This window comes from Nitrincola lacisaponensis, assembly GCF_000691225.1.
In the GTDB taxonomy this organism is placed as follows: Bacteria; Pseudomonadota; Gammaproteobacteria; order Pseudomonadales; family Balneatricaceae; genus Nitrincola; species Nitrincola lacisaponensis.
The window spans coordinates 222,153-246,389 of the sequence record NZ_JMSZ01000042.1; the positions used below are offsets into that span (position 1 = coordinate 222,153).

22 protein-coding genes are annotated in these 24,237 nt (G+C 53.2%); 19 read left to right on the forward strand and 3 right to left on the reverse strand.

What is annotated here, in order from left to right:
* Positions 1-113 precede the first annotated feature (113 nt).
* From leuC to ADINL_RS15335, 17 genes are all read left to right on the forward strand, one after another.
* A complete protein-coding gene (gene leuC, locus ADINL_RS15255; RefSeq protein ID WP_036549969.1) occupies positions 114-1,535 on the forward strand; it encodes a 3-isopropylmalate dehydratase large subunit in 1,422 nt (473 codons plus the stop codon).
* 15 nt (positions 1,536-1,550) lie between these two features.
* Positions 1,551-2,189: a 3-isopropylmalate dehydratase small subunit gene (leuD, locus tag ADINL_RS15260; protein ID WP_036549974.1), complete on the forward strand. Its 639-nt coding sequence runs from the start codon at positions 1,551-1,553 to the stop codon at positions 2,187-2,189.
* A 35-nt stretch (positions 2,190-2,224) separates the two neighbouring features.
* Positions 2,225-3,304 carry a 3-isopropylmalate dehydrogenase gene (leuB, locus tag ADINL_RS15265; protein WP_036549978.1) on the forward strand — a complete coding sequence of 360 codons (1,080 nt, stop codon included), beginning with the start codon at positions 2,225-2,227 and terminating at the stop codon, positions 3,302-3,304.
* Positions 3,305-3,382: 78 nt separating this feature from the next.
* The gene (gene asd / locus ADINL_RS15270; protein WP_036549981.1) at positions 3,383-4,501 is read left to right on the forward strand and encodes an aspartate-semialdehyde dehydrogenase; all 1,119 of its coding nucleotides are present in this window, start codon (positions 3,383-3,385) and stop codon (positions 4,499-4,501) included.
* 85 nt (positions 4,502-4,586) lie between these two features.
* A complete protein-coding gene (locus ADINL_RS15275; protein ID WP_036549982.1) occupies positions 4,587-5,579 on the forward strand; it encodes an Asd/ArgC dimerization domain-containing protein in 993 nt (330 codons plus the stop codon).
* 97 nt (positions 5,580-5,676) lie between these two features.
* A complete protein-coding gene (locus tag ADINL_RS16125) occupies positions 5,677-8,148 on the forward strand; it encodes a motility hub landmark protein FimV (protein ID WP_051632878.1) in 2,472 nt (823 codons plus the stop codon).
* A 12-nt stretch (positions 8,149-8,160) separates the two neighbouring features.
* Entirely contained in the window at positions 8,161-9,003 is an 843-nt protein-coding gene (truA, locus tag ADINL_RS15285; protein WP_036549984.1) for a tRNA pseudouridine(38-40) synthase TruA, read from the forward strand.
* Positions 9,004-9,055: 52 nt separating this feature from the next.
* Positions 9,056-9,682: a phosphoribosylanthranilate isomerase gene (locus tag ADINL_RS15290; RefSeq protein WP_036549987.1), complete on the forward strand. Its 627-nt coding sequence runs from the start codon at positions 9,056-9,058 to the stop codon at positions 9,680-9,682.
* Positions 9,672-10,886: a tryptophan synthase subunit beta gene (gene trpB / locus ADINL_RS15295; protein WP_036549991.1), complete on the forward strand. Its 1,215-nt coding sequence runs from the start codon at positions 9,672-9,674 to the stop codon at positions 10,884-10,886. The genes ADINL_RS15290 and trpB overlap by 11 nt, the downstream gene beginning before the upstream one ends.
* A gap of 19 nt (positions 10,887-10,905) precedes the next feature.
* Positions 10,906-11,709: a tryptophan synthase subunit alpha gene (gene trpA, locus ADINL_RS15300; RefSeq protein WP_036549993.1), complete on the forward strand. Its 804-nt coding sequence runs from the start codon at positions 10,906-10,908 to the stop codon at positions 11,707-11,709.
* Positions 11,710-11,742: 33 nt separating this feature from the next.
* The gene (gene accD / locus ADINL_RS15305) at positions 11,743-12,657 is read left to right on the forward strand and encodes an acetyl-CoA carboxylase, carboxyltransferase subunit beta (RefSeq protein ID WP_036549994.1); all 915 of its coding nucleotides are present in this window, start codon (positions 11,743-11,745) and stop codon (positions 12,655-12,657) included.
* A gap of 14 nt (positions 12,658-12,671) precedes the next feature.
* Positions 12,672-13,973: a bifunctional tetrahydrofolate synthase/dihydrofolate synthase gene (gene folC / locus ADINL_RS15310; RefSeq protein WP_036549997.1), complete on the forward strand. Its 1,302-nt coding sequence runs from the start codon at positions 12,672-12,674 to the stop codon at positions 13,971-13,973.
* A complete protein-coding gene (locus ADINL_RS15315; protein WP_036550000.1) occupies positions 13,957-14,514 on the forward strand; it encodes an SPOR domain-containing protein in 558 nt (185 codons plus the stop codon). The genes folC and ADINL_RS15315 overlap by 17 nt, the downstream gene beginning before the upstream one ends.
* A gap of 22 nt (positions 14,515-14,536) precedes the next feature.
* Positions 14,537-15,037, forward strand: a complete 501-nt coding sequence (locus tag ADINL_RS15320; protein WP_338036402.1) for a CvpA family protein — start codon at positions 14,537-14,539, stop codon at positions 15,035-15,037.
* Positions 15,038-15,080: 43 nt separating this feature from the next.
* On the forward strand, positions 15,081-16,610 hold the full coding sequence (purF, locus tag ADINL_RS15325) for an amidophosphoribosyltransferase (protein WP_036550004.1): 1,530 nt from the start codon (positions 15,081-15,083) through the stop codon (positions 16,608-16,610).
* A gap of 10 nt (positions 16,611-16,620) precedes the next feature.
* Complete coding sequence (locus ADINL_RS15330) at positions 16,621-17,835, forward strand: O-succinylhomoserine sulfhydrylase (protein WP_036550006.1); 1,215 nt, start codon at positions 16,621-16,623, stop codon at positions 17,833-17,835.
* A 23-nt stretch (positions 17,836-17,858) separates the two neighbouring features.
* The gene (locus tag ADINL_RS15335; protein WP_036550007.1) at positions 17,859-18,815 is read left to right on the forward strand and encodes a tRNA dihydrouridine synthase; all 957 of its coding nucleotides are present in this window, start codon (positions 17,859-17,861) and stop codon (positions 18,813-18,815) included.
* Here the strand turns inward: ADINL_RS15335 and ADINL_RS15340 are convergent.
* The 3 genes from ADINL_RS15340 to acnB all read right to left on the reverse strand — a co-directional run bounded on the left by ADINL_RS15340 (position 18,797) and on the right by acnB (position 22,210).
* Complete coding sequence (locus tag ADINL_RS15340) at positions 18,797-19,039, reverse strand: hypothetical protein (RefSeq protein ID WP_036550008.1); 243 nt, start codon at positions 19,037-19,039, stop codon at positions 18,797-18,799. The genes ADINL_RS15335 and ADINL_RS15340 overlap by 19 nt on opposite strands.
* An 11-nt stretch (positions 19,040-19,050) precedes the next feature.
* On the reverse strand, positions 19,051-19,473 hold the full coding sequence (locus ADINL_RS15345; RefSeq protein ID WP_036550010.1) for a DUF2185 domain-containing protein: 423 nt from the start codon (positions 19,471-19,473) through the stop codon (positions 19,051-19,053).
* A 139-nt stretch (positions 19,474-19,612) separates the two neighbouring features.
* A complete protein-coding gene (gene acnB / locus ADINL_RS15350; RefSeq protein WP_036550329.1) occupies positions 19,613-22,210 on the reverse strand; it encodes a bifunctional aconitate hydratase 2/2-methylisocitrate dehydratase in 2,598 nt (865 codons plus the stop codon).
* A gap of 291 nt (positions 22,211-22,501) precedes the next feature.
* On the opposite strand from acnB, the gene ADINL_RS15355 reads away from it, so the two are divergent.
* The gene (locus ADINL_RS15355; protein WP_036550012.1) at positions 22,502-22,969 is read left to right on the forward strand and encodes a hypothetical protein; all 468 of its coding nucleotides are present in this window, start codon (positions 22,502-22,504) and stop codon (positions 22,967-22,969) included.
* Positions 22,970-22,981: 12 nt separating this feature from the next.
* Positions 22,982-24,205: a hypothetical protein gene (locus tag ADINL_RS16130; RefSeq protein WP_051632879.1), complete on the forward strand. Its 1,224-nt coding sequence runs from the start codon at positions 22,982-22,984 to the stop codon at positions 24,203-24,205.
* Positions 24,206-24,237: the final 32 nt, after the last annotated feature.

Here is a 24,237-nt window from a genome sequence, read left to right on the forward strand (position 1 = left end):
TCTCATTGTATTCCATTTTGGAATTGAATAAATAAAAAATATGAATTTGAGTATTTTGTGCGACTCTTTTACCATGTGTTTAAACCGATAAAAACCTGTCCGGAGAATATGTGATGACTGGCAAAACCCTGTACGACAAATTGTGGGATGACCACTTGGTGACAGAGAACGCTGATGGTAGCGCCTTGTTGTATATTGACCGTCATTTACTGCATGAGGTGACATCGCCTCAGGCGTTTGAAGGACTGCGTCTGGCCGGTCGCCAGCCCTGGCGTCTGGATACCAATCTTGCGACACCTGATCACAACGTTCAAACCACGGATCGTTCAGGTGGTGTCGATTCTATCGCCGATCCTATTTCCCGGATTCAGGTGAAAACACTGGATGAAAACTGTGACAGTTTTGGTATCACTGAATTCAAAATGAACGATCCGCGCCAGGGCATCGTGCATGTTGTCGGGCCGGAGCAGGGTGCGACCCTGCCGGGCATGACGGTGGTCTGTGGGGATTCGCATACTGCAACACATGGGGCATTTGCCGCGTTGGCGCATGGCATAGGTACATCGGAAGTTGAGCATGTGTTGGCGACTCAGTGTCTGATCGCGAAAAAAATGAAAAATATGCTGATTCGGGTCTCCGGTCAGTTGGGAGCTGGCGTCACAGCCAAGGATGTTGTCCTGCATATTATTGGTGTGATCGGTACGGCTGGTGGCACCGGATATGCCATCGAATTCGGTGGCGATGCGATCCGTTCCATTTCCATGGAAGGACGTATGACCATCTGTAATATGGCGATTGAGGCGGGTGCCCGGGTCGGTCTGGTGGCTGTAGATGACAAAACGCTGGACTATGTCAAAGGGCGTCCATTTGCACCTAAAGATGAACACTGGGAACAAGCTGTCGCTGCGTGGAAAGACCTGGTATCAGATGAGGATGCGGTTTTCGATCAGGTAGTGGAAATTGCCGCAGCAGATATTCAGCCTCAGGTTACCTGGGGAACGTCACCGGAAATGGTTGCCCCCGTCACCGCGCAGGTACCAGACCCTGCAGAAATTGCCGATCCGGTGAAGCGTGAGGGAACTGAGCGGGCCCTGCGCTATATGGGATTGCAGCCTCGCCAGAAAATTACGGATATTCGTCTGGATCGGGTCTTTATCGGCTCCTGCACTAACTCACGTATCGAAGATCTGCGTGAAGCGGCCGCTGTCGTTAAAGGGCACAAGGTGGCATCCACGCTGAAGCAGGCACTGGTTGTGCCGGGTTCCGGTCTGGTGAAAATGCAGGCAGAAGCTGAAGGTCTGGATAAAATCTTTATCGAAGCCGGTATGGAGTGGCGAGAGCCAGGCTGTTCCATGTGCCTGGCCATGAATCCGGATAAGTTGGGTGCCGGTGAGCATTGTGCTTCAACTTCCAATCGTAACTTTGAAGGACGGCAGGGATTTGGTGGTCGTACGCACCTGGTCAGCCCGGCCATGGCGGCGGCCGCTGCAATTGCGGGCCACTTTGTCGATATCCGTGAAATTTCCCGAGTCTGATCAGGAGTCCAGGTCATGAAAAAATTTACTCTGCATGAAGGTATTGTTGCTCCGTTGGATCGTGCCAATGTTGACACGGATATGATCATTCCAAAACAGTTCCTCAAATCCATCAAGCGTTCCGGTTTCGGTCCGAACCTGTTTGATGAGCTGCGTTATCTGGATGAGGGGCAGCCGGATCAGGATTGCAGTCAGCGTCCGCTGAATCCTGACTTTGTGTTGAACAAACCGCGCTATCAGGGCTGCAGTGTGCTGCTGGCGCGCAAGAATTTTGGTTGTGGTTCCAGTCGTGAGCATGCGCCCTGGGCACTTGAGGATTTCGGTATTCGTGCCATTATCGCGCCGAGCTATGCAGATATCTTCTTCAATAACAGTTTCAAAAACGGACTGTTGCCGATCATTCTGGAAGAAGACCTGGTGGATCAACTGTTCCGTGAAGTGGAGGCTCAGGAAGGCTATCAGCTGAAAATCGACCTGGAACAGCAGTGTGTGATCAAGCCTGATGGTACGTCGTTGCCGTTTGAGATTGATGCCTTTCGCAAGCACTGCCTGTTGAATGGGCTGGATGATATCGGTCTGACACTGGAGCACGCCGATGCCATCCGCGCCTATGAGCAGCGACGTCGGGCCGAAGCGCCCTGGATGTTCTCCTGATTATTTTTTAATGCATATCAAGGTATAGGCTTAACATGGCAAAAAACGTATTGATTCTTCCGGGTGATGGCATAGGTCCTGAAATCGTTGCGGAAGCGCGCAAGGTGCTGGAGCGCGTTAATCAGCAGTTTTCATTAGGGCTGGAACTGAATGAAGCACTTGTTGGTGGTGCTGCCATTGATGCGACCGGTGTGCCCCTGCCTGACGAAACGCTGGCAGCAGCAAAAGCTGCCGATGCAATTTTGCTGGGTGCTGTCGGCGGGCCTAAATGGGATACAAATCCGGATTTTCAGATTCGCCCGGAAAAAGGCTTGCTGGGTATTCGTTCTCAGTTGGGTTTGTTTGGCAACTTGCGTCCGGCAATTCTGTATCCGCAGTTGGCACATGCATCAACACTGAAACCTGAAGTTGTTTCCGGCCTGGATATTCTGATTGTGCGTGAGTTGACAGGGGGGATCTACTTTGGTCAGCCGCGCGGTTATCGTACCAAGGAAGGTGGTGTTCGCGAGGGCTTTAATACCTATGTTTACGACGAGAATGAAATTCGACGCATAGGTCGTGTTGCTTTCGAAGCGGCGCGTGCACGTAACAAAAAGCTTTGCTCAGTCGATAAAGCTAACGTTCTTGAGGTCACCGTGCTTTGGCGTGAGGTCATGAATGAACTGGCTGCGGAATATCCGGATGTCGAGCTGAGCCACATGTATGTGGATAATGCCGCCATGCAGCTGGTTCGTGCACCGAAACAGTTCGATGTGGTGGTGACAGGCAATATGTTCGGTGACATCCTCTCCGATGCGGCTGCAATGCTGACCGGTTCTATCGGTATGCTGCCATCAGCGTCACTGGATGCGAATAACAAGGGGATGTATGAGCCTTGTCATGGTTCTGCACCAGATATTGCGGGACAGGGGATCGCAAATCCGTTGGCAACCATCCTCTCAGCCGCTATGATGTTACGTTATTCTTTAAATGCGCCTGAGGCAGCTGATGCGATCGAAGCAGCCGTCAGCAAGGTGCTGGATCAGCCGTTACGCACAGCCGATATTATGTCTGAAGGCATGCGTCGCGTCAGTACCTCTGAAATGGGGGATGCGGTTGTTGCCGCACTGGCCTGATCCGAGAGTCCTCAGTAGGGTTCCTATCTATACTGAGTGAAGACCTGTTTTTAAATTTCAATAGAGTTGGGGGCACGAATGAAGCGTGTAGGGTTTGTTGGCTGGCGTGGTATGGTCGGTTCAGTACTGATGCAAAGAATGCTGGAAGAGCGTGATTTTGATTTGATCGCCGAGCCGGTTTTCTTTACCACATCTCAGGCAGGACAGCCTGGGCCGGATATTGGCAAAACCATTCCGACGCTGAAGGATGCCCGCGATATCAGTGAACTGCAGCAGATGGATGCCATCATCTCCTGCCAGGGCGGTGATTACACCACTGAAGTCTATGCAAAACTGCGTGAAGCCGGCTGGAAAGGCTACTGGATTGATGCCGCATCTACACTGCGTATGGTGGATGACAGCATCATTATTCTTGATCCGGTCAACCTGAGTGTCATTGAACAGGGCCTGTCACAGGGTATTAAAACCTTTGTGGGTGGAAACTGTACTGTGTCGCTGATGCTGATGGGCCTGGGTGGCCTGTTCCGTGAGAATCTGGTGGAATGGGTCAGCTCCATGACCTATCAGGCGGCATCCGGAGCGGGTGCTCAGAACATGCGTGAGCTGATCAGCCAGATGGGGCAGATCGAAGCCTCCGTGAAAGCTGAGCTGGCCAACCCGGCTTCGGCCATTCTGGAGATTGATCGTCAGGTTGCAGAAACCATGCGCAGTGGGTCATTCGAAACTGCAAACTTTGGTGTCCCTCTGGCCGGATCGCTGATTCCGTGGATTGATAAAGCGGTTGATGCCGGGCAGAGCAAGGAAGAGTGGAAGGGTTTTGTTGAAACCAACAAAATACTGGGTCGCTCTTCTGATCCTGTTGCCATTGATGGTACCTGTGTGCGTATCGGTGCGATGCGTTGCCACAGTCAGGCGTTTACCATCAAGCTGAAACAGGATGTGCCGCTGGATGAGATTGAATCAATCATTGCATCTGCAAATGACTGGGTCAAAGTGGTACCGAACGAGCGTGAAATCACCATGCGCGAACTGACCCCGACCCGCGTGACCGGAACACTCAGTATCCCGGTTGGTCGTCTGCGTAAAATGAAGATGGGGCCTGACTATCTGAATGCGTTCAGTGTGGGTGACCAATTGCTTTGGGGTGCTGCTGAGCCGTTACGTCGGATGCTGAGAATCCTGATGCAGCAGAGCTGAGTGTAGTGAGTTATGTCAGCAGCCCGGCACCGCAAGGTTTGTCGGGCTGTTTTTGTTTTTAGCCTGTTAAGGAATACAAAGCGTTATGTCGATTGTTGTTGCTGTTACCGGTGTATCATCACTGCTGGGTGAAAATCTGCTGGAAATTTTGGAAAGCCGAGCGTTTCCGGTGGCGCGCCTGGTGTTAACCGACCCGGGTGAGGTGGTTGGTCGCAGTGTCATGTTTGCCGGTCACGCCAATCGCGTGGTGTCGGCTGATAAAGCTGATTTCAATGGTATTGATCTGCTGTTTAACTGCCAGCCAGGTGCGCTGCCGGAGGCATTCACTCCGGGGCGGATTCCTGCCGGTGTGCGGGTGATAGACCTGTGTCCTGAGGTCGGTGTCGATGCACCTTGCATTGTACCTGAGGTGAATGCCGGAGAAGTGAGTGGTGCGTCTTACCTGATTTCACCGATGCCGGCAGTGGTGGTTGCAGCGATGGCGTTGTCGGCATTACATCAGCGATTTAAATTATTACGCTTGAACCTGATCAGTTTGTGCTCGGTGGCTGAAGCTGGGCGGAAGGGAATTGAGGCGCTGGCATCAGAAACGGCGAAATTACTCAATGGCCGGGATGCCGAAGCTGGATATTTTGGTCAGCAGATCGCGTTCAACCTGTTACCAGTGACCGGCAGTGTTGATGCCAGCGGACGAACCGATACTGAAACCCGGGTTTCCAGACAGTTACAGCAGGTATTGGGTGATGAGCAGCTGGAAGTGGCGGTGACCAGTCTGCAGCTGCCGCTGTTTCATGGACAAAATGTCGTTTTACATGCGGAATGTCAATTTCCTGTGGATCTGAATGAGGCACAATCCCTGTTGCGTCAGACACCGGGTTTGCGTTGTGTGGCTGATCAGCACTACACGGTGGTGAGTGATGCTGCAGGGCAGGACGAGGTATTTATTTCCCGGCTGAGGACCGAGGCTGACAATGATGCGGGGATCATGCTGTTCGCCGTCAGTGACAGTCTCCGGAAGGGTGGGGCCTTGAATGCTATACAGATTGCAGAACACCTGTTGACGCAGCTTGACCACTGAAGGGGTTATACATAATACTTGGTTTACTTATATTGGATAAGCAAGCCTCTGTTTTGTTGGCAAAATCGGAGAACTTGCATATCAAGAGGGAAAACAGATGCTGCGTAAACTTGCCTTAAGCCTCGCCATCGCCGGGGTGCTTGGAGTACCTAATGCAAATGCCTTGGGGCTTGGTGAGATCAATATCCGTTCGGCATTGAACGAGCCTTTGAATGCCGAGATACGGCTGATGCAGGTCCGTGATCTCTCACCCCTTCAAATTCAACCACGTATGGCTGATGCGGATGAATTTTCAATTGCCGGATTAAACAAATCCCGGTTTCTGAATGATGTGCGCTTCCAGGTGCAGGTGTCGCCGGATGGCTCCGGAGTGATTCGCATGAGTTCCAGTGAGCCGGTTCGGGAACCTTTCCTGAACTTTCTGGTGGAAGTGAACTGGCCAAATGGTCGTCTGGTCCGTGAATATACGGTGCTGCTTGATCCGCCGGTCTTTGACCCGGCTCCGATCAGTGGCCAGATCCAGCCAGCTGTGACACCTGCAGTGAGTGCTGCGCCGCAGCCTGTGGCACCTGCCCGAGCGGCAACACCACAGCAGCAGCGTACCCTGCCTACCGGGCCAGGACAGATCCATGTTGGCTCCAATGATACGCTTTGGGTGCTGGCCAACCGCCATCGTCCCGATTCATCCATCACACCACAGCAGATGATGGTTGCACTGCAGCGTCATAATCCACAGACGTTCCCGACAGCCAATATCAATGTGATGCGTGCCGGAACGGTGATGGATATCCCGAGTATCGATCAGATCCGTGCATTGTCACCTGCAGAAGCGTCTGCTGAAGTGGCACGTCAGACAGAGGTATGGAGAGAAGGGCGGGCGCGACCAGCTGCGGCAACCGCTCCTGCTCCAGTAGCCGATGCTGCGCCTGCCGTGACTGATGCGCCTGTTGCAGAAGAAGCCGCTGAGCCGGAAGTTGCCGAACCTTCAGCCGAAGAGTTGGCGGCTGCAGAAGCTGAAGCGCTGGCGGCAGCCGCTGAGGCGCTGGCTGAGGCCGAGCTGAGAATAGTGACACCAGAACCGGAAGAAGTGGCTGCTGAGGAGCAGGAAACGGCGGTCATTGGTGATACCGCACCGCGTGAAGAGTCAGGTGTCTCTGCCGAGGTGGCGGATACCTTGCTACAACGCAGTGAGCAGCTCGATACACGCCTGATCATGACCGAAGAAAATCTGGATCGTGTGCGTCTGGAAAACCAGGATTTGAAAGACAGTGTTGCCAGTCTGCAGGAGCAGATGGCATTACTGCAACGGATGATGGAGCTGAAAGATCAGCAGATCGCCGAGCTCCAGGCGATTGAAGCGCAACCGGAGCCTGAGAGCAGCCTGGTAGACAAGCTGACCAGTCTGCCTGTAGTGGGAGGACTTGTGGCTGCCCTGATTGCGGCACTGGCAGCCCTGTTGCTGGCGCGCCGTCGTGGCGGCAAGAAAACCCCCGAGCCTATGTTTAAAGCTCCGGCAGCAGCCAATGTCGATCCTGCAGTACCTGCCGCAGCAGCCGGGGCTGCAGTGGCTGCAGCAGCTGTGGCTGAGCCTGAAGCAGAGAAAACAGCCGAGCCTGAGGTAGAGGAAGTGGCTTCTGTTGCTGAAGCAACGGATGACTTCTCGGATCTGGACCTGGATCTTGATCTGGATCTTGAGCTTAATGAAACCGATGACGATGCTGTTCGGGTCATAGACGAAGAGTACGACCTGGCAGCTGAAGATGATTTGGGTGATTTGCTGGCAGAAACGGATCTGGATGTTGAAGAGCCGGTTTCTGATGTGCCTGCAGAAGAACCTGAGGTGGACGTGGTTGATGAAGTCACAGCTGAAGTCGAAGAGGAGCAGCCTTCGCTGGATGAGTTGCTGGATATTGAAGAACCCCCGGTTTCTGATGCCCAGCAGACAGTATCTGAACCCGAGGAAGAGGATACGCTGGGCTCTCTGGATGATCTGTTGATGACGGAATCACCTGCAGAAGAGACTGATGAAGCAGATGAGCTGGATGATCTGCCTGAGCTGCAGGAAGCTTCCGCTGATGTGGATGCGGATGATCTGGACTTTATTCTGCAGGATGCTGTCGAGGAGCCTGAAACCACTGGGTCAGCCGATGTTGAAGCAGCACCTGAAGAAGATGACCTGGATAGCCTGCTGGGCTCTTTGGAACTGGAAGAGACTGATGGAGCTGAGCCGCCTGCCAAGCCGGGCGCGCTGGTTGAGGAAGAGCTGACAGCAAATATCATGCATGATCTGGAAACAGATCTGGATGATGAGCTGGATGATCTGCTCAGCAGTACTGATGATGAGATTGCACTGGAAGAGAGTCAGTCAGCGGATGAAGCTATTGATATGCTGGATGGTCTCAATCTGCTGGATGGTGCTGATGAAAATGAAACCAAGCTGGATCTGGCACGCGCTTATCTGGAAATGGATGATGCAGAGGGTGCCCGTGAAATTTTGGGCGAGATTCTGGCTGAAGGCAATGACAAACAGAAGCAAGAAGCGCAAACTTTGCTGGATAGTCTGAACTGAGTTATGGATTGAATGCAACAAGATAGACCTTTATCAGGGGCGACAGATGTCGCCCCTTATCGTTATGCGGCCGCGGTTGAGTATGCAGGTGCTGCCTACCATGGGTGGCAAAAACAGACACGAGACCCTGTGCCTTCTATTCAGTCTGAAGTGGAAAGTGCACTCTCCCGGATCGCAAACCATCCCGTCGATGTGGTCTGTGCCGGGCGCACCGATGCGGGTGTCAGTGCCTGTCGCCAGGTGATTCATTTCGATACCTGGGTGGAGCGGCCTGAGCGGGCATGGTTAATGGGTGGTAATACCCATCTGCCAGATGATATCGCTTTCCTTTGGGTGAAGCCGGTCAGAGCCGACTTCCATGCACGATTCTCAGCTTTGTCTCGCCGCTATCGTTATCTGATATATTCCTCGGCGGTCAAACCTGCGGTGCTCACCAAGGGGGTGACCTGGACCTGGAAGACGCTGGAGATTGAGCGTATGCAGCAGGCGGCGAGGGCGCTGGTGGGGGAGCATGATTTCACCTCATATCGTGCAGTTGGCTGTCAGGCCAAGAACCCGGTACGTCGTGTTGAGCATCTGCAGATTTACCGCGAAGGTCAGCTGCTGGTGATTGATATCAAGGCCAATGCATTCCTGCATCACATGGTGCGCAATATTGCCGGGGTACTGATGAAAATTGGTGCAGGCGAGGCTGAAGTGGATTGGGCACAACAGGTGCTGGATGCTCGGGATCGTCGGCAAGGTGGAGTCACTGCTCCACCTTTTGGGCTGTATTTTGTTGATGTCGGATATCCTCCCGAGTTTGTCCTGCCACAAACAGCGTTAGGGCCGTATTTCCTGTTATCGGCAGACTGACGCAGCTCTCAGGCTCTGGTATCATAGCCGCTCACGAGCAGTGGGAGTGGTCATGCGGACTCGAGTCAAGATTTGTGGTATCACGCGCCTGGAAGATGCGCTTTGCGCAGCAAGTCTGGGTGCGGATGCATTGGGTTTTGTGTTTTACCCACCCAGTCCGCGCTATGTGGCGGTTGAACAGGCAGTCTCTATTCTGGATCGTTTGCCGGCATTTGTAACCTCAACTGCTCTATTTGTGAATGCAACGCGTAATGAAGTGGACAGCCTGCTGTCCGCAACCCGGATCGACCTGTTACAGTTCCATGGCGATGAAGATCCGGACTTCTGTGAGCGCTTCAGCCGACCCTATATCAAGGCATTGCGTGTGCATGAAGGCATGGATATTACTGCCGAAGCAGCCCGTTATCCCGGTGCGCGAGCGATTCTGCTGGATGCCTTTGTTCCCGGAATTCCCGGTGGTACAGGTACCCGGTTTGACTGGCAAGCCATACCGAGGGAACTGGCACCTCGCCTGGTGCTGGCGGGTGGCCTGGCGGCGGATAATGTCGCTGAGGCGATTCGCGAGGTGCAACCCTTCGCTGTAGATGTCAGCGGTGGGGTCGAGGCTGCAAAAGGCATCAAAGATGCTGAAAAAATCAGACACTTTATGAATGAGGTGAACCGTGTCAATGCAAACTGAGCAGACTGCAAAGCAGACCTATCCCGACGCTCGGGGGCACTTCGGCCCTTATGGTGGCCGTTTTGTTTCTGAAACTCTGATCGGGGCCCTGGAAGAGCTGGAAGCGGTGTATGAAAAGCTCTGGGCAGATCCGGCATTTCAGGCTGAGTTTGATCGTGATCTGGCACATTATGTCGGCCGTCCATCACCTCTGTATCATGCTGAACGCCTTTCCCGTGAGGTCGGCGGTGCACAGATCTACCTCAAGCGTGAAGACCTGAATCATACCGGCGCACACAAGGTTAATAACACCATTGGGCAGGCATTGTTGGCCAAGTTTATGGGCAAGCCGCGTGTTATTGCGGAAACCGGTGCTGGTCAGCATGGTGTTGCATCTGCCACGGTGGCTGCTCGTCTGGGCCTTGAATGTAAAGTCTATATGGGCTCCGAAGATGTTAAACGTCAGGCACTCAATGTCTATCGTATGCGTCTGCTGGGCGCTGAAGTGATTCCGGTAACCTCCGGTACCCGTACGCTGAAAGACGCCATGAATGAAGCAATGCGGGATTGGGTCACTAACGTTGATAATACTTTTTACATCATAGGGACAGCGGCAGGTCCGCACCCTTATCCAAAACTGGTGCGCGACTTCCAGTGCGTTATTGGTCGAGAGGCGCGTGCTCAGAGTCTTGAGCAGATAGGTCGTTTGCCTGATGCCATTATCGCTTGTGTTGGGGGTGGGTCTAACGCGATAGGTCTGTTCCATCCGTTTATTGAAGATACCGGTGTGCGCATGGTGGGTGTCGAGGCCGGTGGTTACGGCCTGGCAACCGGTCAGCATGCAGCCCCGCTGAGCGATGGACGTCCGGGTGTATTGCATGGCATGCGGACCTATCTGATGGAAGATGACGCCGGACAGATTCTGCCTACACATTCAGTTTCCGCCGGGCTGGACTATCCGGGTGTCGGGCCTGAACACGCCTGGTTAAAAGATATTGGTCGTGCCGAGTATGTGGCGATTGATGATCAGGAAGCGCTGGCAGCGTTTCGCACTCTGACCCAGGTTGAGGGTATAATGCCCGCTCTGGAAAGCAGTCACGCCGTTGCCCAGGCGATGAAAATGGCCAAGACCATGGACAAAGACCAGGTGCTGGTCGTGAATCTGTCTGGTCGTGGTGACAAGGATATACATACAGTCGCCGAGCTGGATGGCATTCAGATCTGATATAGGACCGAATACAACGATGAGCCGATTACAGCAACGTTTTGAGTCACTGCGTGCCAGTGGACGTAAAGCCCTGATACCCTATGTGACTGCCGGTGATCCACAGCCGGATGTCACCGTGCCCCTGATGCATGCACTGGTTGAGGCCGGTGCCGATGTGATTGAGTTGGGCGTGCCTTTTTCTGATCCCATGGCTGATGGGCCGGTGATACAATTGGCTTGTGAACGCGCGCTGAAACATCATGTGCGTTTACTGGATGTCATTGCCATGGTTGCTGAATTCAGGAAAACGGACAATCAGACACCGGTGGTATTGATGGGGTATCTGAACCCGATTGAAGCGATCGGTTATGAACGTTTTGCTGATGCGGCGGTGGCGGCGGGTGTCGATGGTGTACTGACCGTCGATCTGCCACCCGAAGAGGCTGAAGAGACCAGCGTATTATTCAGCAGCAAAGGACTGGATAATATCTATCTGATGTCGCCAGCAACCTCTGCCGCCCGACTGCAGCAGATATGTGAACGCGGCAGTGGCTATCTTTATTACGTGTCAGTGAAGGGTGTAACGGGCTCTGCAGCACTGAATGTTGGCGAAGTTGCTGATAAAATCAATCAGGTTCGCGGTATGACAGATTTGCCACTGGCAGTGGGCTTTGGTATTCGGGACCCGCAATCTGCCAGGGCCATTGCTGATGTTGCCGATGGTGTGATCGTGGGCAGTGTCCTGGTAAATCGTATTGCTGAACTGGCGCAAACCCCTGCATTAATTCCTGCGCAGGTGAGTCAAGTGATTGCCGATATGCGATCAGCAATGGATGCCTGAAACCTAATTCTTTAAGCGGAAATGTAACGAACGATGAGTAGCTGGCTGGATAAAATTGTTCCTTCTCTGGTAAAGCGTACTGAGCGTAAACGCAGCAGCGTGCCTGAAGGGCTTTGGGAAAAATGTCCCAAGTGTGATTCAGTGCTGTACAAGCCTGAACTGGACAAGAATCTGAACGTTTGCCCCAAGTGTGATCACCATATGCGCGTGGGGGCACGGCGCCGCCTGGACCTGTTCCTGGACCCTGAAAACCGTGTTGAAATTGGTGCCGATGTGCTGCCTGTTGACCGGCTCAAGTTCAAGGACTCCAAAAAGTACAAAGACCGTCTGACGGCCGCGGAAAAAGAAACCGGTGAAACGGATGCCCTGGTTGCCATGAAAGGTACTTTGGAAGGTTCGCCAGTCGTGGCTGTCGCGTTCGAGTTCCGGTTCATGGGCGGCTCAATGGGCTCCGTGGTTGGTGAGCGGTTCGTACGTGCTGCACACCTTGCGCTGGAAGAAAAGATTCCGCTGATCTGCTTCTCTGCATCGGGTGGTGCGCGTATGCAGGAAGCACTTTTCTCTCTGATGCAGATGGCCAAAACCAGTGCCGCGCTTGAAAAAATGCGTCAAGCCGGGGTGCCCTATATTTCTGTGTTGACCGATCCTGTATATGGCGGTGTGTCAGCCAGTCTGGCAATGCTGGGTGATTTGAACATTGCTGAACCCAATGCTCTGATCGGTTTTGCCGGGCCTCGTGTTATCGAGCAGACTGTGCGTGAAAAACTGCCGGAAGGCTTCCAGCGCAGTGAGTTTTTGCTGGAGCATGGCCAGGTGGATATGATCATCAGTCGTGGTGAAATGCGTGCACGTATAGCTGCCTTACTGAGTAAGTTGGCAGGTATTTCAACGGCCTGCTTGATCCCGTCTGTAGACGATCAGGCAGAAGAACACGTCAGCGAACACTGACAGGCGGTCAAAGCGTGTCACCTGAACTTTTAAATGCTGATTCGCCACTCTCCGAGTGGCTGGCGGCGATTGAAGCCTGTCATCCGGCAGAGATTGAGCTGGGCCTTGATCGCATGCGACAGGTCGCGGAGCGTCTGCCACTGCAGCTTGAACAGAGCTTCAGAATTGTCGTAGGCGGCACCAATGGAAAGGGCACCAGCATCCGCTTGCTGGAGTCCATTCTGCTGGCGGCAGGCTATTCAGTCGGGACCTATACATCACCTCATTTTTTTCGCTACAACGAACGTATCTCCTTGTCCGGACAACCGGTTGAAGATGCGTTGATTTGTGCTGCGTTTGCGCAGATCGAAGCGGTGCGTGAAGGCATACCGCTGACCTATTTTGAGTATGGTACCCTGGCAGCGCTGTTGATTTTTGCGCAGCAGCGCCCGGATGTGTTGTTACTCGAAATAGGCCTGGGAGGACGACTGGATTCGGTCAATCTGGTGGATGCAGATATCGCACTGGTCACAACCATTGCCCTGGATCACACCGAGTGGCTCGGTCCGGATCGAGAGTCTATCGGCTTTGAAAAAGCCGGGATTTTCAGGCCTGCACAAGTGGCGGTCTGTGGTGACCCGCAGCCACCTCAGTCGTTACTCGACCATGCAGCCAGGCTGGGTACCCGATTGCACTGTCATGGTCAGGCCTATCAGTATCAGGTTGAGCCTTCATGCTGGTCCTGGGGTGGACTGGATGCACAGGGAGACAGGTTTGTGTTAGCCGATCTGCCGCGTCCGCGACTGCCATTGCAGAATGCGGCGGCTGTATTGCAAGTGTTACCCTTTATTCCGCTGGCCATTACCCCTGCACAGATTGCTGAAGGGTTGCGTCGGGCGCAATTGACCGGACGCATGCAGCCCGCACGTCTGGCTGGGCATGACTGTATTCTGGATGTGGCACATAATCCGGAGTCTGCCCAGTATTTAGCACAAGCTCTGGCTGAAGGTACCACGTCGGAGACACATCTGCTGTTGGGCATGTTGGCCGATAAAGACATGCATGCTGTCTGTGAGCAGTTGTTGCCGGTCGTTCAGCGTTGGCACCTGGTCACCCTGCACACGCCCAGAGGTGCAACGGCGGCACAGTTGAAGCAGATTCTGGATTCGCTTGGTGTGAATTCTGAATCAGTGGCAGAATACGACAGTGTTGCGAGCGCCTTGGCGCAGTTGCCTGCACGATTGGGAGCCAGGTCACGTTTAGTGATTGCCGGCTCTTTCTTTACCGTCAGTGATGCATTACAGAAAGTTGAGTGGGTGGATGGAGATCAAGGCTAATCTGAAACAGCGTTTAGTCGGTGGAGCGGTGCTGCTATTGATCGGTATCGCCTTTTTTCCGCTGGTATTTAACGCAGCTGGCTACGAAGAGCGACGTCTTGAATCGCGTATTCCGACGGCACCCGAAGTGGTGCGCTTGGTGCAAACAGAGCGTCCAGCTCCGGTCATTATAGAGCAGGTGCCTGTTGCCCCTGTCACAGAAACGCCGGTGGTATCAGCTCCAGTATCAGAGATTACCGAATCTCTGGATGCATTGCGGCCCAGTCTGAATCCGGCCGAAGAAGCCCCCGCACTGGATGCCGATCAGGTGCCCGCCGCTTGGGCACTGCAATTAGCCAGTTTCCGACAAGAGGCCAATGCCCGTGAATTGAGAACCCGACTGATTAATGCTGGCTATCGCGTGTATATCCGTCAGGGCGAAGATGTGGTGCGGGTGTTTGTCGGACCGGAAATGCAACGCAGTCGTCTTGAAGAGTTAAAAGTGTCCTTGCAGCAGGAATATGGTCTGGAAGGGATGATCGTGCGTTTTACAACGCAATAGCTAAACTGATGAAGACTGCAGGATGATGAACTGGGCTGATTGGGTAATACTGGCGATTGTGTTGATATCGTCTTTAATGAGCTTGCGTCGCGGCTTTGTGCGTGAAGCCGTATCCCTGGCGACCTGGGTTGCAGCATTTATTGTAGGACGTCTGTTTTACGAAGTGCTGGCCGAGATCGTTGCAGGCTACTTCAATGCTGCACCCTCCGTGCACCAGTTGGTAGCCTTCCTGATACTCTTTATAGCCACATTGATTGTGGGTAACCTGATCGGTGCGCTGATCGGCTCATTGGTTAAACTAACCGGCCTGTCTGCGACTGATCGGGTGTTGGGCGTGGGCTTTGGCGCCTTGCGTGGCGGCCTGGTCGTCGTCATTATGCTGGTGTTAATAAAAATGACACCTGCAATTGAAGATCCATGGTGGCGGGAGTCCGTGTTGATTCCTCACTTTCTGGTCATGGAAACCTGGTCACGGGATATGGCCAGAGATATCGGACAGATGATCTGGCAGGCTGGAAGCTGAATGTCGGTAACCTTATCAAAATATCACCTCAGAGGTTGAATGCATGTGCGGTATAGTGGGCATTTTTGCCAGAAGCTACGTTAATCAGACCCTTTTTGATGCCTTGACGGTGCTTCAGCATCGCGGACAGGATGCTGCCGGTATTGTAACGTGCGAAGGCAATCGCTTCTTTATGCGCAAGGATAATGGTCTGGTGAACGAGGTTTTCCGGACCCGTCATATGAAACGGCTTGCCGGCAATCTCGGTATAGGTCATGTGCGTTACCCGACAGCAGGTAGTTCCAGTTCAGCCGAGGCCCAGCCTTTTTATGTGAACTCTCCATACGGCATCGCACTGGCGCATAATGGCAATCTGACCAATGCTGAAGAGCTGGCCGATGATATTTTCCGTGCCGATCTGCGTCATGTGAACACTACCTCTGATTCCGAGGTTTTATTGAATGTCTTTGCGCATGAGTTGCAGCAGCTGGGTAAGCTGAATCCGACTCCTGAAGACATCTTTGCCGCGGTTTCCAAAGTGCATCAGCGCTGTCAGGGCGGCTATGCGGTGGTTGCCATTATTACCGGTTATGGTGTGCTCGCTTTCCGTGATCCGCATGGCATTCGCCCGCTGGTGTATGGTAAGCGAGTGGTAAACGGTCAGGCTGAATATATGGTGGCATCCGAAAGTGTGGCGCTGGATACATCAGGCTTTGAGCGCGTTCGCGATATCGTCCCGGGTGAAGCGATCTTTATCGATAGTGAAGGTGGCCTGCATCTGAAGCAGTGTACGCAGCAGCAGACCCTGGCACCTTGCCTGTTCGAGTATGTCTATCTGGCACGTCCTGATTCCATTATTGACGGTGTCTCGGTACATGAATCCCGAATGCTGATGGGTGTGCGCCTGGCGGAAAAGATACTCAAGGAACGGCCAGATCATGATATTGATGTGGTAATCCCGATTCCGGATACCAGTCGCACCTCCGCGCTGGAACTGGCGCATACGCTGGGCGTGACCTTCCGTGAAGGCTTCATTAAAAACCGTTACATAGGCCGTACCTTTATCATGCCTGGTCAGAAGCTGCGTAAAAAATCTGTCCGCCAGAAGCTGAATCCGATTGCCAGTGAGTTTAAAGACAAGGTTGTGCTGCTGGTAGATGACTCTATTGTCCGTGGCACGACTTCAAAGCAGATTGTGGAAATGGCGCGTGATGCCGGTGCTCGCAAAGTCTATTTTGCTTCGGCGGCACCAGAAGTGCGCTTCCCCAATGTGTATGGTATTGATATGCCCACAGCATCTGAACTGGTGGCCCATGGCCGTACAGCAGATCAGGTCGGTGATTATATTGGCTGTGACTGGATGCTGTATCAGGATTTGCATGACCTGAAATCCTGTGTGACGCAACTGAACCCGGCCATTACTGAATTTGATACCTGTGTTTTTGATGGTCAATATGTGACGGGTACCGTGGATCAGGATTACCTGCAGCGCCTGGAGTCCAAGCGCAAGGATGAAGCCAAGCATCCGCAGGAAAACAGTGATGCGGATATCGACAGTGATGCGTCTGGCGATCTGCATGCCCGAATTGAATAAGGAGCGATCCATGAGCCAAGGTTTTGAGCGCGATGCGCGTATCCAGTTTTCGCAACAGGATTGCGAACTGGAGACGCTGGCCGTGCGTGCCGGCCAGCAGCGTACCGGAGAGGGCGAGCATGGTGATCCGATTTTTACCACTTCCAGTTTTGTGTTTTCCAGTGCACGTGAGGCTGCCGCACGCTTTGGTGGAGAAGAGCCGGGTAATATCTATTCCCGCTTTACCAACCCGACTGTTCGTGCGTTTGAGCAGCGTATAGCAGCGTTGGAAGGCGGAGAACGCGCTGTCGCGACAGCCTCTGGCATGGCCGCGATTCTGAGTCTGGGACTGGCGCTGATGAAAACAGGCGACCATGTAGTCTGCTCGCGTAGCGTGTTTGGTTCCACTGTCGCTTTGTTTGACCGTTATTTTAGCCGCGCGGGGATCAGCACCACCTTTGTTGATCCGACGGATCTGTCCGCCTGGTCTGCTGCCATACGGCCAGAAACCCGCTTGCTGTTTCTGGAAACCCCTTCAAATCCGTTGGCTGAGTTAACTGATATTGCTGCGGTTGCTGAAATCGCTCACGCTCAGGGTGCATTGCTGGTAGTGGATAATTGTTTCCTGACGCCGATTCTGCAACGCCCCCTGGATTTGGGTGCGGATATCGTGATGCACTCGGCAACCAAGTATCTCGACGGCCAGGGACGTTGTATTGGTGGTGTGCTGGTTGGCCGTGACAAAGAGATGGAAGATGTATTTGGCTTCATCCGTACAGGCGGCAGTTGTATGAGTCCATTCAATGCCTGGGTTTTTCTCAAGGGCCTGGAAACCTTGCCTTTGCGTATGCGGGCGCAGAGTGAAAATGCCATGGCAATGGCGCTGTGGTTGCAGCAGCAGCCGGGTATTCGTAAGGTTTACTACTCGGGCCTGCCGGACCATCCACAATATGCGCTGGCCTGTCGTCAGCAACAGGGTTTTGGTGGGGTGCTGTCCTTTGAAGTAGAAGGTGACCGTGATGCTGCCTGGCGCTTCATCGATGCTACAGAAGTGGTTTCCATTACCGGTAATCTGGGTGATGTCAAAACCACGATTACGCATCCCGATACCACGACACATGGTCGGATGACGGCTGAAGAGAAAGAAAAAGCCGGGATTCGCCCCAACCTGATTCGCCTGTCGGTGGGTCTGGAGGCGCTCAGTGATCTGCAAACGGATATGCTGCGCGGCCTGGCTGCATTGTGATCGACAGACCCTTCGACTGAATCATGGCGCGCTTGTATCTTGCCCCCATGGAGGGCGTGCTTGATTTTACCCTCAGGGAGTTACTGACTGAGATTGCAGGTATCGATCAATGTGTCACGGAGTTTATCCGTGTATCTGATCGTCTGTTACCTGCTTCGGTCTTTTACCGTCTTGCGCCGGAGTTGTATCAGGGTGGTTGTACTCGCTCAGGTGTTCCGGTCTACCTGCAATTGCTGGGTAGTGACCCTGCGTTAATGGCAGATAATGCGGCCCGTGCTGCAGAGCTGGGTGCGCCAGGGATTGACCTGAATTTTGGTTGCCCAGCCAAAACAGTGAATAAAAGCCGTGGTGGTGCGGTACTGCTGAAAGAGCCTGAACTCTTGCATGCGATTGTGTCTGCGGTGCGTCAGGCTGTACCGTCTAATATACCGGTTACCGCGAAAATGCGTCTGGGGTATATGGATAAAGCGCTGGCAATTGAAAATGCTCAGTCCATCGAGGCAGCAGGTGCTGCCAGCCTGGCCGTGCATGCTCGAACCAAATTGGAAGGCTATAAACCACCGGCACACTGGGAATGGATTGCCCGTATTCGTGAGGCTGTGCGTGTGCATGTTATTGCCAATGGTGAGGTCTGGAATCTGGACGACTACCAGCGCTGTCGTGCCCTGTCGGGCTGTGATGATGTCATGCTGGGCCGTGGGATGCTGAGTAACCCTTTCCTGGCTGAAAGTCTGCGAAACGCTGAACCCGCTCAGGCGACAGAGCAGCTGTGGTTTCGTGTGCTGCCTTTGCTGGATACTTACCTTGCACAAGTCATGCTGGATTTATCCGAACGTCATGTGCATGGCCGGGTCAAGCAATGGCTGAATATGCTGCGTCGTCAGTTTCCTCAGGCTGACATCCTGTTCAGCCAGATTCGCAGTCATCAGGATCCACGCCTGATCCGCCAGGCGATTTTAGCTCAGTCAGGCAGCTGTTGACGCTGCTGCTGTTGTTGCTGTTGTTCTCTCCAGGCTTCGTAAAGCTCTTCATCACTGGGCTGGTTCAATGCTGAATACCAGACAGGTGATGTGCCGAGTAAAAAACCGGCGACGGCCAGGGCGATCCCCAGCTTTTTGAAGTTAGGTTTAATCGAGAGGCCGATCAGGACGATGGCAATACCGAAAAAGTGCAGTACATAGGTACTGAAAGATGACATGGTCATGCAAAAACCTCTTAACTGCGCTCACGTGATTTAATGAAGTCTTCAACATCATTGGTGATGGCGACCTCTGTCGTCGGTGCCGGGATATCAAAGTCGTGTACCTGCACCCATTCGCTGGATTCTGGCGGGCGTTCCCATACCGTTCCGGCATTATATTGCACCAGTTCTGGCAAGGCAGGGTCGAGCTGGCAGACTTTCTCCAGGGGAACAGGTAACAAATTCAATTGCTCATTGGCCAGAAACTCATCGGTTTCATAGCCGGTGAACATCCGCCAGCCGGTATCATTCAGATGCTCCGGAACGGTTTTATACATAAAGCGGATCGGCAGTTTTTCATCGAAAACCAGACGTGAGACTAAAGCCAGAAAGCCATTTTTGGTTTGAGCGGTTTCATAACCGGGCTCTGGAGCGGTATCGGGGTTTAGTGATTTCATACAATCCTCGTATCAGGTGTTGGCGTATTGTAACAACAGCGTATCGGTGGTGCACCTGAATCGCCGTCCCTGTACCTCCTGTATATAACAAAAAAGCCCCGGCATGGCCGGGGCTTGGGTGTCAGTTGACGCCTGTTTGTCAGACGTTGGCTGTCGGAATCACACTTGAGGCTTTCTCAACGTATTTTTCCATCTGATCGAAGTTCAGGTAGCGGTAGATTTCACCGGCCATGCTGTCGATCTTGTTGGCATAAGCCATGTATTCCTCAACGGTTGGCAGTTTGCCTTCCAGTGCAGCAACCGCTGCCAGTTCGGCTGAGGCCAGGTACACATTGGCGCCATTACCCAGTCGGTTCGGGAAGTTACGTGTTGAGGTAGACACTACGGTTGCCTTGTCTGCGACACGCGCCTGGTTACCCATGCAGAGTGAGCAGCCTGGCATTTCCATACGTGCACCGGCTTTACCAAAGATGCTGTAGAAGCCTTCTTCGGTCAGCTGTGCCTGGTCCATTTTGGTTGGTGGAGAGATCCACATACGTGTCGGAATGGTTTTTCCAGCCGCTTCCAGCAGCTTGCCCGCTGCACGGAAATGACCAATATTGGTCATGCAGGAGCCGATAAACACTTCGTCGATCTTGTCGCCAGTCACTTCGGACAGCAAACGGGCATCATCCGGATCATTTGGAGCACAGAGAATTGGCTCCTTGATTTCAGACATGTCGATCTCGATGACAGTGTGGTACTCGGCATCCTTGTCAGCACGCATCAGGCTTGGGTTAGCCAGCCACTCTTCCATGCCTTTGATGCGACGCTCGATGGTACGGACATCGCCGTAACCTTCAGACAACATCCATTTCAGCATGATGATGTTGGAGCGCAGGTACTCAGCCACAGATCCTTCAGACAGGTTGATGGTACAACCCGCCGCTGAACGCTCGGCAGAAGCATCAGACAGTTCAAAGGCCTGTTCTACTGTCAGGTCCTCAAGACCTTCGATTTCCAGAATGCGGCCAGAGAAAACGTTCTTCTTACCGGCTTTGGCAACGGTCAGGTGACCTTCTTTGATCGCATAGTAAGGAATCGCATGTACCAGGTCACGCAGGGTGATGCCAGCGTTGCGCTTGCCTTTGAAGCGTACCAGAACAGATTCTGGCATATCCAGTGGCATCACGCCTGTCGCAGCGGCGAAGGCAACCAGACCTGAACCGGCCGGGAAGGAGATGCCCAGCGGGAAGCGGGTGTGGGAGTCACCACCCGTACCAACGGTGTCCGGGAGCAGCATGCGGTTCAACCAGGAGTGGATGATACCGTCGCCAGGACGCAGTGCGACACCACCGCGATTCATAATGAAATCAGGCAGGGTGTGGTGAGTGTTGACGTCGACAGGCTTTGGATAGGCAGCTGTGTGGCAGAAAGACTGCATCACCAGGTCTGCAGAGAAGCCCAGGCAGGCCAGGTCTTTCAGTTCATCACGGGTCATTGGACCGGTGGTGTCCTGTGAGCCGACGGTGGTCATTTTGGGTTCGCATGAGGTGCCGGGACGAACGCCAGCGACACCACAGGCTTTACCAACCATTTTCTGAGCCAGCGTATAGCCAGTACCCGTGTCATTTGGCTGCTCAGGGGTGCGGAACAGATCAGCAGCAGGCAGGCCCAGTGCTTCACGTGCCTTTTGAGTCAGACCACGACCAATGATCAGCGGAATACGGCCACCGGCACGCACTTCATCCAGCAGCATCTGGGTTTTCAGTTCAAAGCGGCACAGCTCTTCACCCGTTTCGTGGTTTTTGGCAACGCCTTCGTATGGGTAAACATCGACAACATCACCCATGTTCATTTTGGATACATCCATTTCGATGGGCAGGGCGCCAGCATCTTCCATGGTGTTGTAGAAGATCGGTGCAATTTTACCACCGAAACAGAAACCGCCAGCACGCTTGTTCGGGATGTTTGGAATATCATCACCGAAGAACCAGAGTACAGAGTTGGTTGCCGATTTACGTGAAGAACCGGTTCCGACTACGTCACCGACATAGGCAACCGGGAAACCTTTGGCTTTAACTGCTTCAATCTGCTTGAGCGGTCCAACAGCACCCGGTTCAACCGGCTCGATCCCTTCACGCTCCATTTTCAGCATGGCATTGGCATGCAGCGGGATGTCCGGACGTGACCAGGCATCAGGTGCCGGAGACAGGTCATCGGTGTTGGTTTCACCTGGCACTTTGAAAACCGTGACAGTAATTTTTTCGGGTACTTCAGGCTTGGAGGTGAACCATTCACCTGCAGCCCAGGACTCCATGACCTGTTTGGCAAACGCATTGCCAGCCTCTGCCTTTTCCTGAACATCGTGGAATGCGTCGAACATCAGCAGGGTGTGAGACAGCGCTTTAACAGCGATAGGTGCCAGAGCGTCTTTGTCCAGTGCGGAAATCAATGGCTGGATATTATATCCACCCAGCATGGTACCCAGCAGCTCCACAGCTTTTTCCGGGCTGACCAGCGGAGAGGAAGCTTCGCCTTTTGCGATAGCATCCAGGAAACCGGCTTTAACGTAAGCGGCCTGGTCAACACCGGCCGGTACACGGTTGCTCAACAGATCCAGAAGGAACTCTTCCTCACCTGCCGGCGGGTTTTTCAGCAGGTCAACCAGTGCGGCCGTCTGCTCAGGGTCCAGCGGCGTCGGTGGGATGCCTTCTAAGGCACGTTCTTCTACATGTTTACGGTAAGCTTCAAGCACGATATAGCCCTCATCTGTTGTCACTACCGAACATCGGTCAGTGTCCGCCGATGTCGTTTCGAATGTGTTATCGAATGGTGATTGGCGCTGTGAATTTTAGCGGATAGGGGGGGTAAAGTTAAGTTTTGTCGACAATCCGAGGCTTATACTTTGGATAAAGGTGGGCACAAAAAAGGGTTTTGCCACTGCAAATTGACGCTAATCAAGTAAACGTTGATCTATGATTGCCAGCGATTCAGCCGGTGCGTATAACTGGATTCAACGCGTTATTGAGTCCATGAGGCAGTAAAAATGAATGCGCTGACAACTCCCGTTTATGAAACCGACCGCTTTGCTGAAAAGCTGCAGATCTGTTTTGAGCTGCAGAAAAGCCGGTCTTTGATTTGTGAGCATGCCGATACCGATTTAGGGCTGAACTATTCCTCTCGTTATATCAGTGCTGTACCCAAACACCTGCGTACGCACATACGACGTATCTACTTCGCCATACGCAAGGGGGATTCTCCGCGCCTTGTAGGAGCCCTGATTGACCTGTTTCTGGTATTGCGTGGCAAGGGCAAAGCCTTGGTCAATCGCGTGATTGATCAGGCTGAACCTTTATTGGATAAGCAGACCTTGAGTGCGCTGCGCAAGTTCGCGGATACGTCTGATTTTCGTTTTATCCGTAGCTTGCCCCTGGAATATTCTGTGCTTGTTAATGGCAGTTTGTCCGTATCGCCCCAGTGCTTCAATCCTGCCCAGTTTGAGGCATGTGCATAAGGAATTCTTCCAGTGGCTATCCAGCAGAATAACAAGATCAGTCTGGTAGGGTTTAGTGCAGCTGAACAGACCATGCTTGAGCTGTTTTTTAATGGCCGCCAGCAAAAGCTGTTTATGTTGACGGCACCCGACAAGGCGAATGCGCTGTTGGTTGATCTGTCTTCGGCGACGGGTGAAATGCAATATCTCAAATTGTTGCGACAGCATCCCGGTTGTAGTGAATTGCCGGGTATTGCGCTGGTGGAAACAGGGGATACACCTGAAAAGTTTTTGCCACTAAAACGGCCTCTGACACTGAATGTGCTGTCAGAACAGCTGGAACGATTGAGTCAGCAGTTGAAGTCACCTGAGACTCTGTCGATGGTTACAGTCAGTGACCGCGACAGCGTCTTTGCTGAATGGCAGGCACGCAAGCAGGCAGGACTGGAAGCGATGCAGCAGTGGAATCGTGGCAAGCAATTGCAGGATGGTAGCCGCAAGCTGTTTCCTCTGGATCGTCACGGTGTGCAGGAAGTCATTTCAAAAGCACATCTGGTGCTGGCGCACCGTCGTCAGGAAGTGGCTGTACAGGAAACGCCTGCTGTTGAGGAGGCTGTTGCCGAGATCAAACCCGTAACACCCTCTGCCGATACGGTCGCTGCGGACACCTTGCCTGATTATTGTGGCCATCTGCCGGATCAGGATCTCAATGATACAGCCGGTCAGCGCCGTATCCGTTTTAACCTGGAACGCAGTCTGTTGCCCTGGGTGGTACAGGCAGTCAAGACAGGCAGGCAGACCCGTCAGGCTCAGCAGGTTTCCGGGCTTCCGGGAGTGCTGATCTACCTGCCTGCTGAAGACAGCTTTTTTTGTGGGCTGGATGAAGATCTGTTGCTGCATATGGCGCGTGCCAAGTTTGCACTGGGCGAGCTTTCGCTGGTTGCATGTGATGTGTCAGCGGCTATGCAGCAGGAAACCGTACGCCACATTGTAGCGGATAAGCTGTTGTGGAAGCTGGCATTGCTGACATCACGTGGACGCTTGCCTGAAGGCATTGACCTTAACCGTCCATTGCAGCTGATCCGTAAGCCGGATTTTACCCATTTTGAACGAATACCTCATGCGCGTACGTTGGCAGAACTCTGGTACAGCAAACGGCTCAGCCCGGTGCAGATGCTGTCAGAATTGGCAGTTCCCCAGCGCTATGTGTTTACCTTTTTAGTGGCAGCGGATGCTGTTGGATATTTTAACCCCTAGCAGTGATGGTCTGCGCCCCATCTGGAATGAAA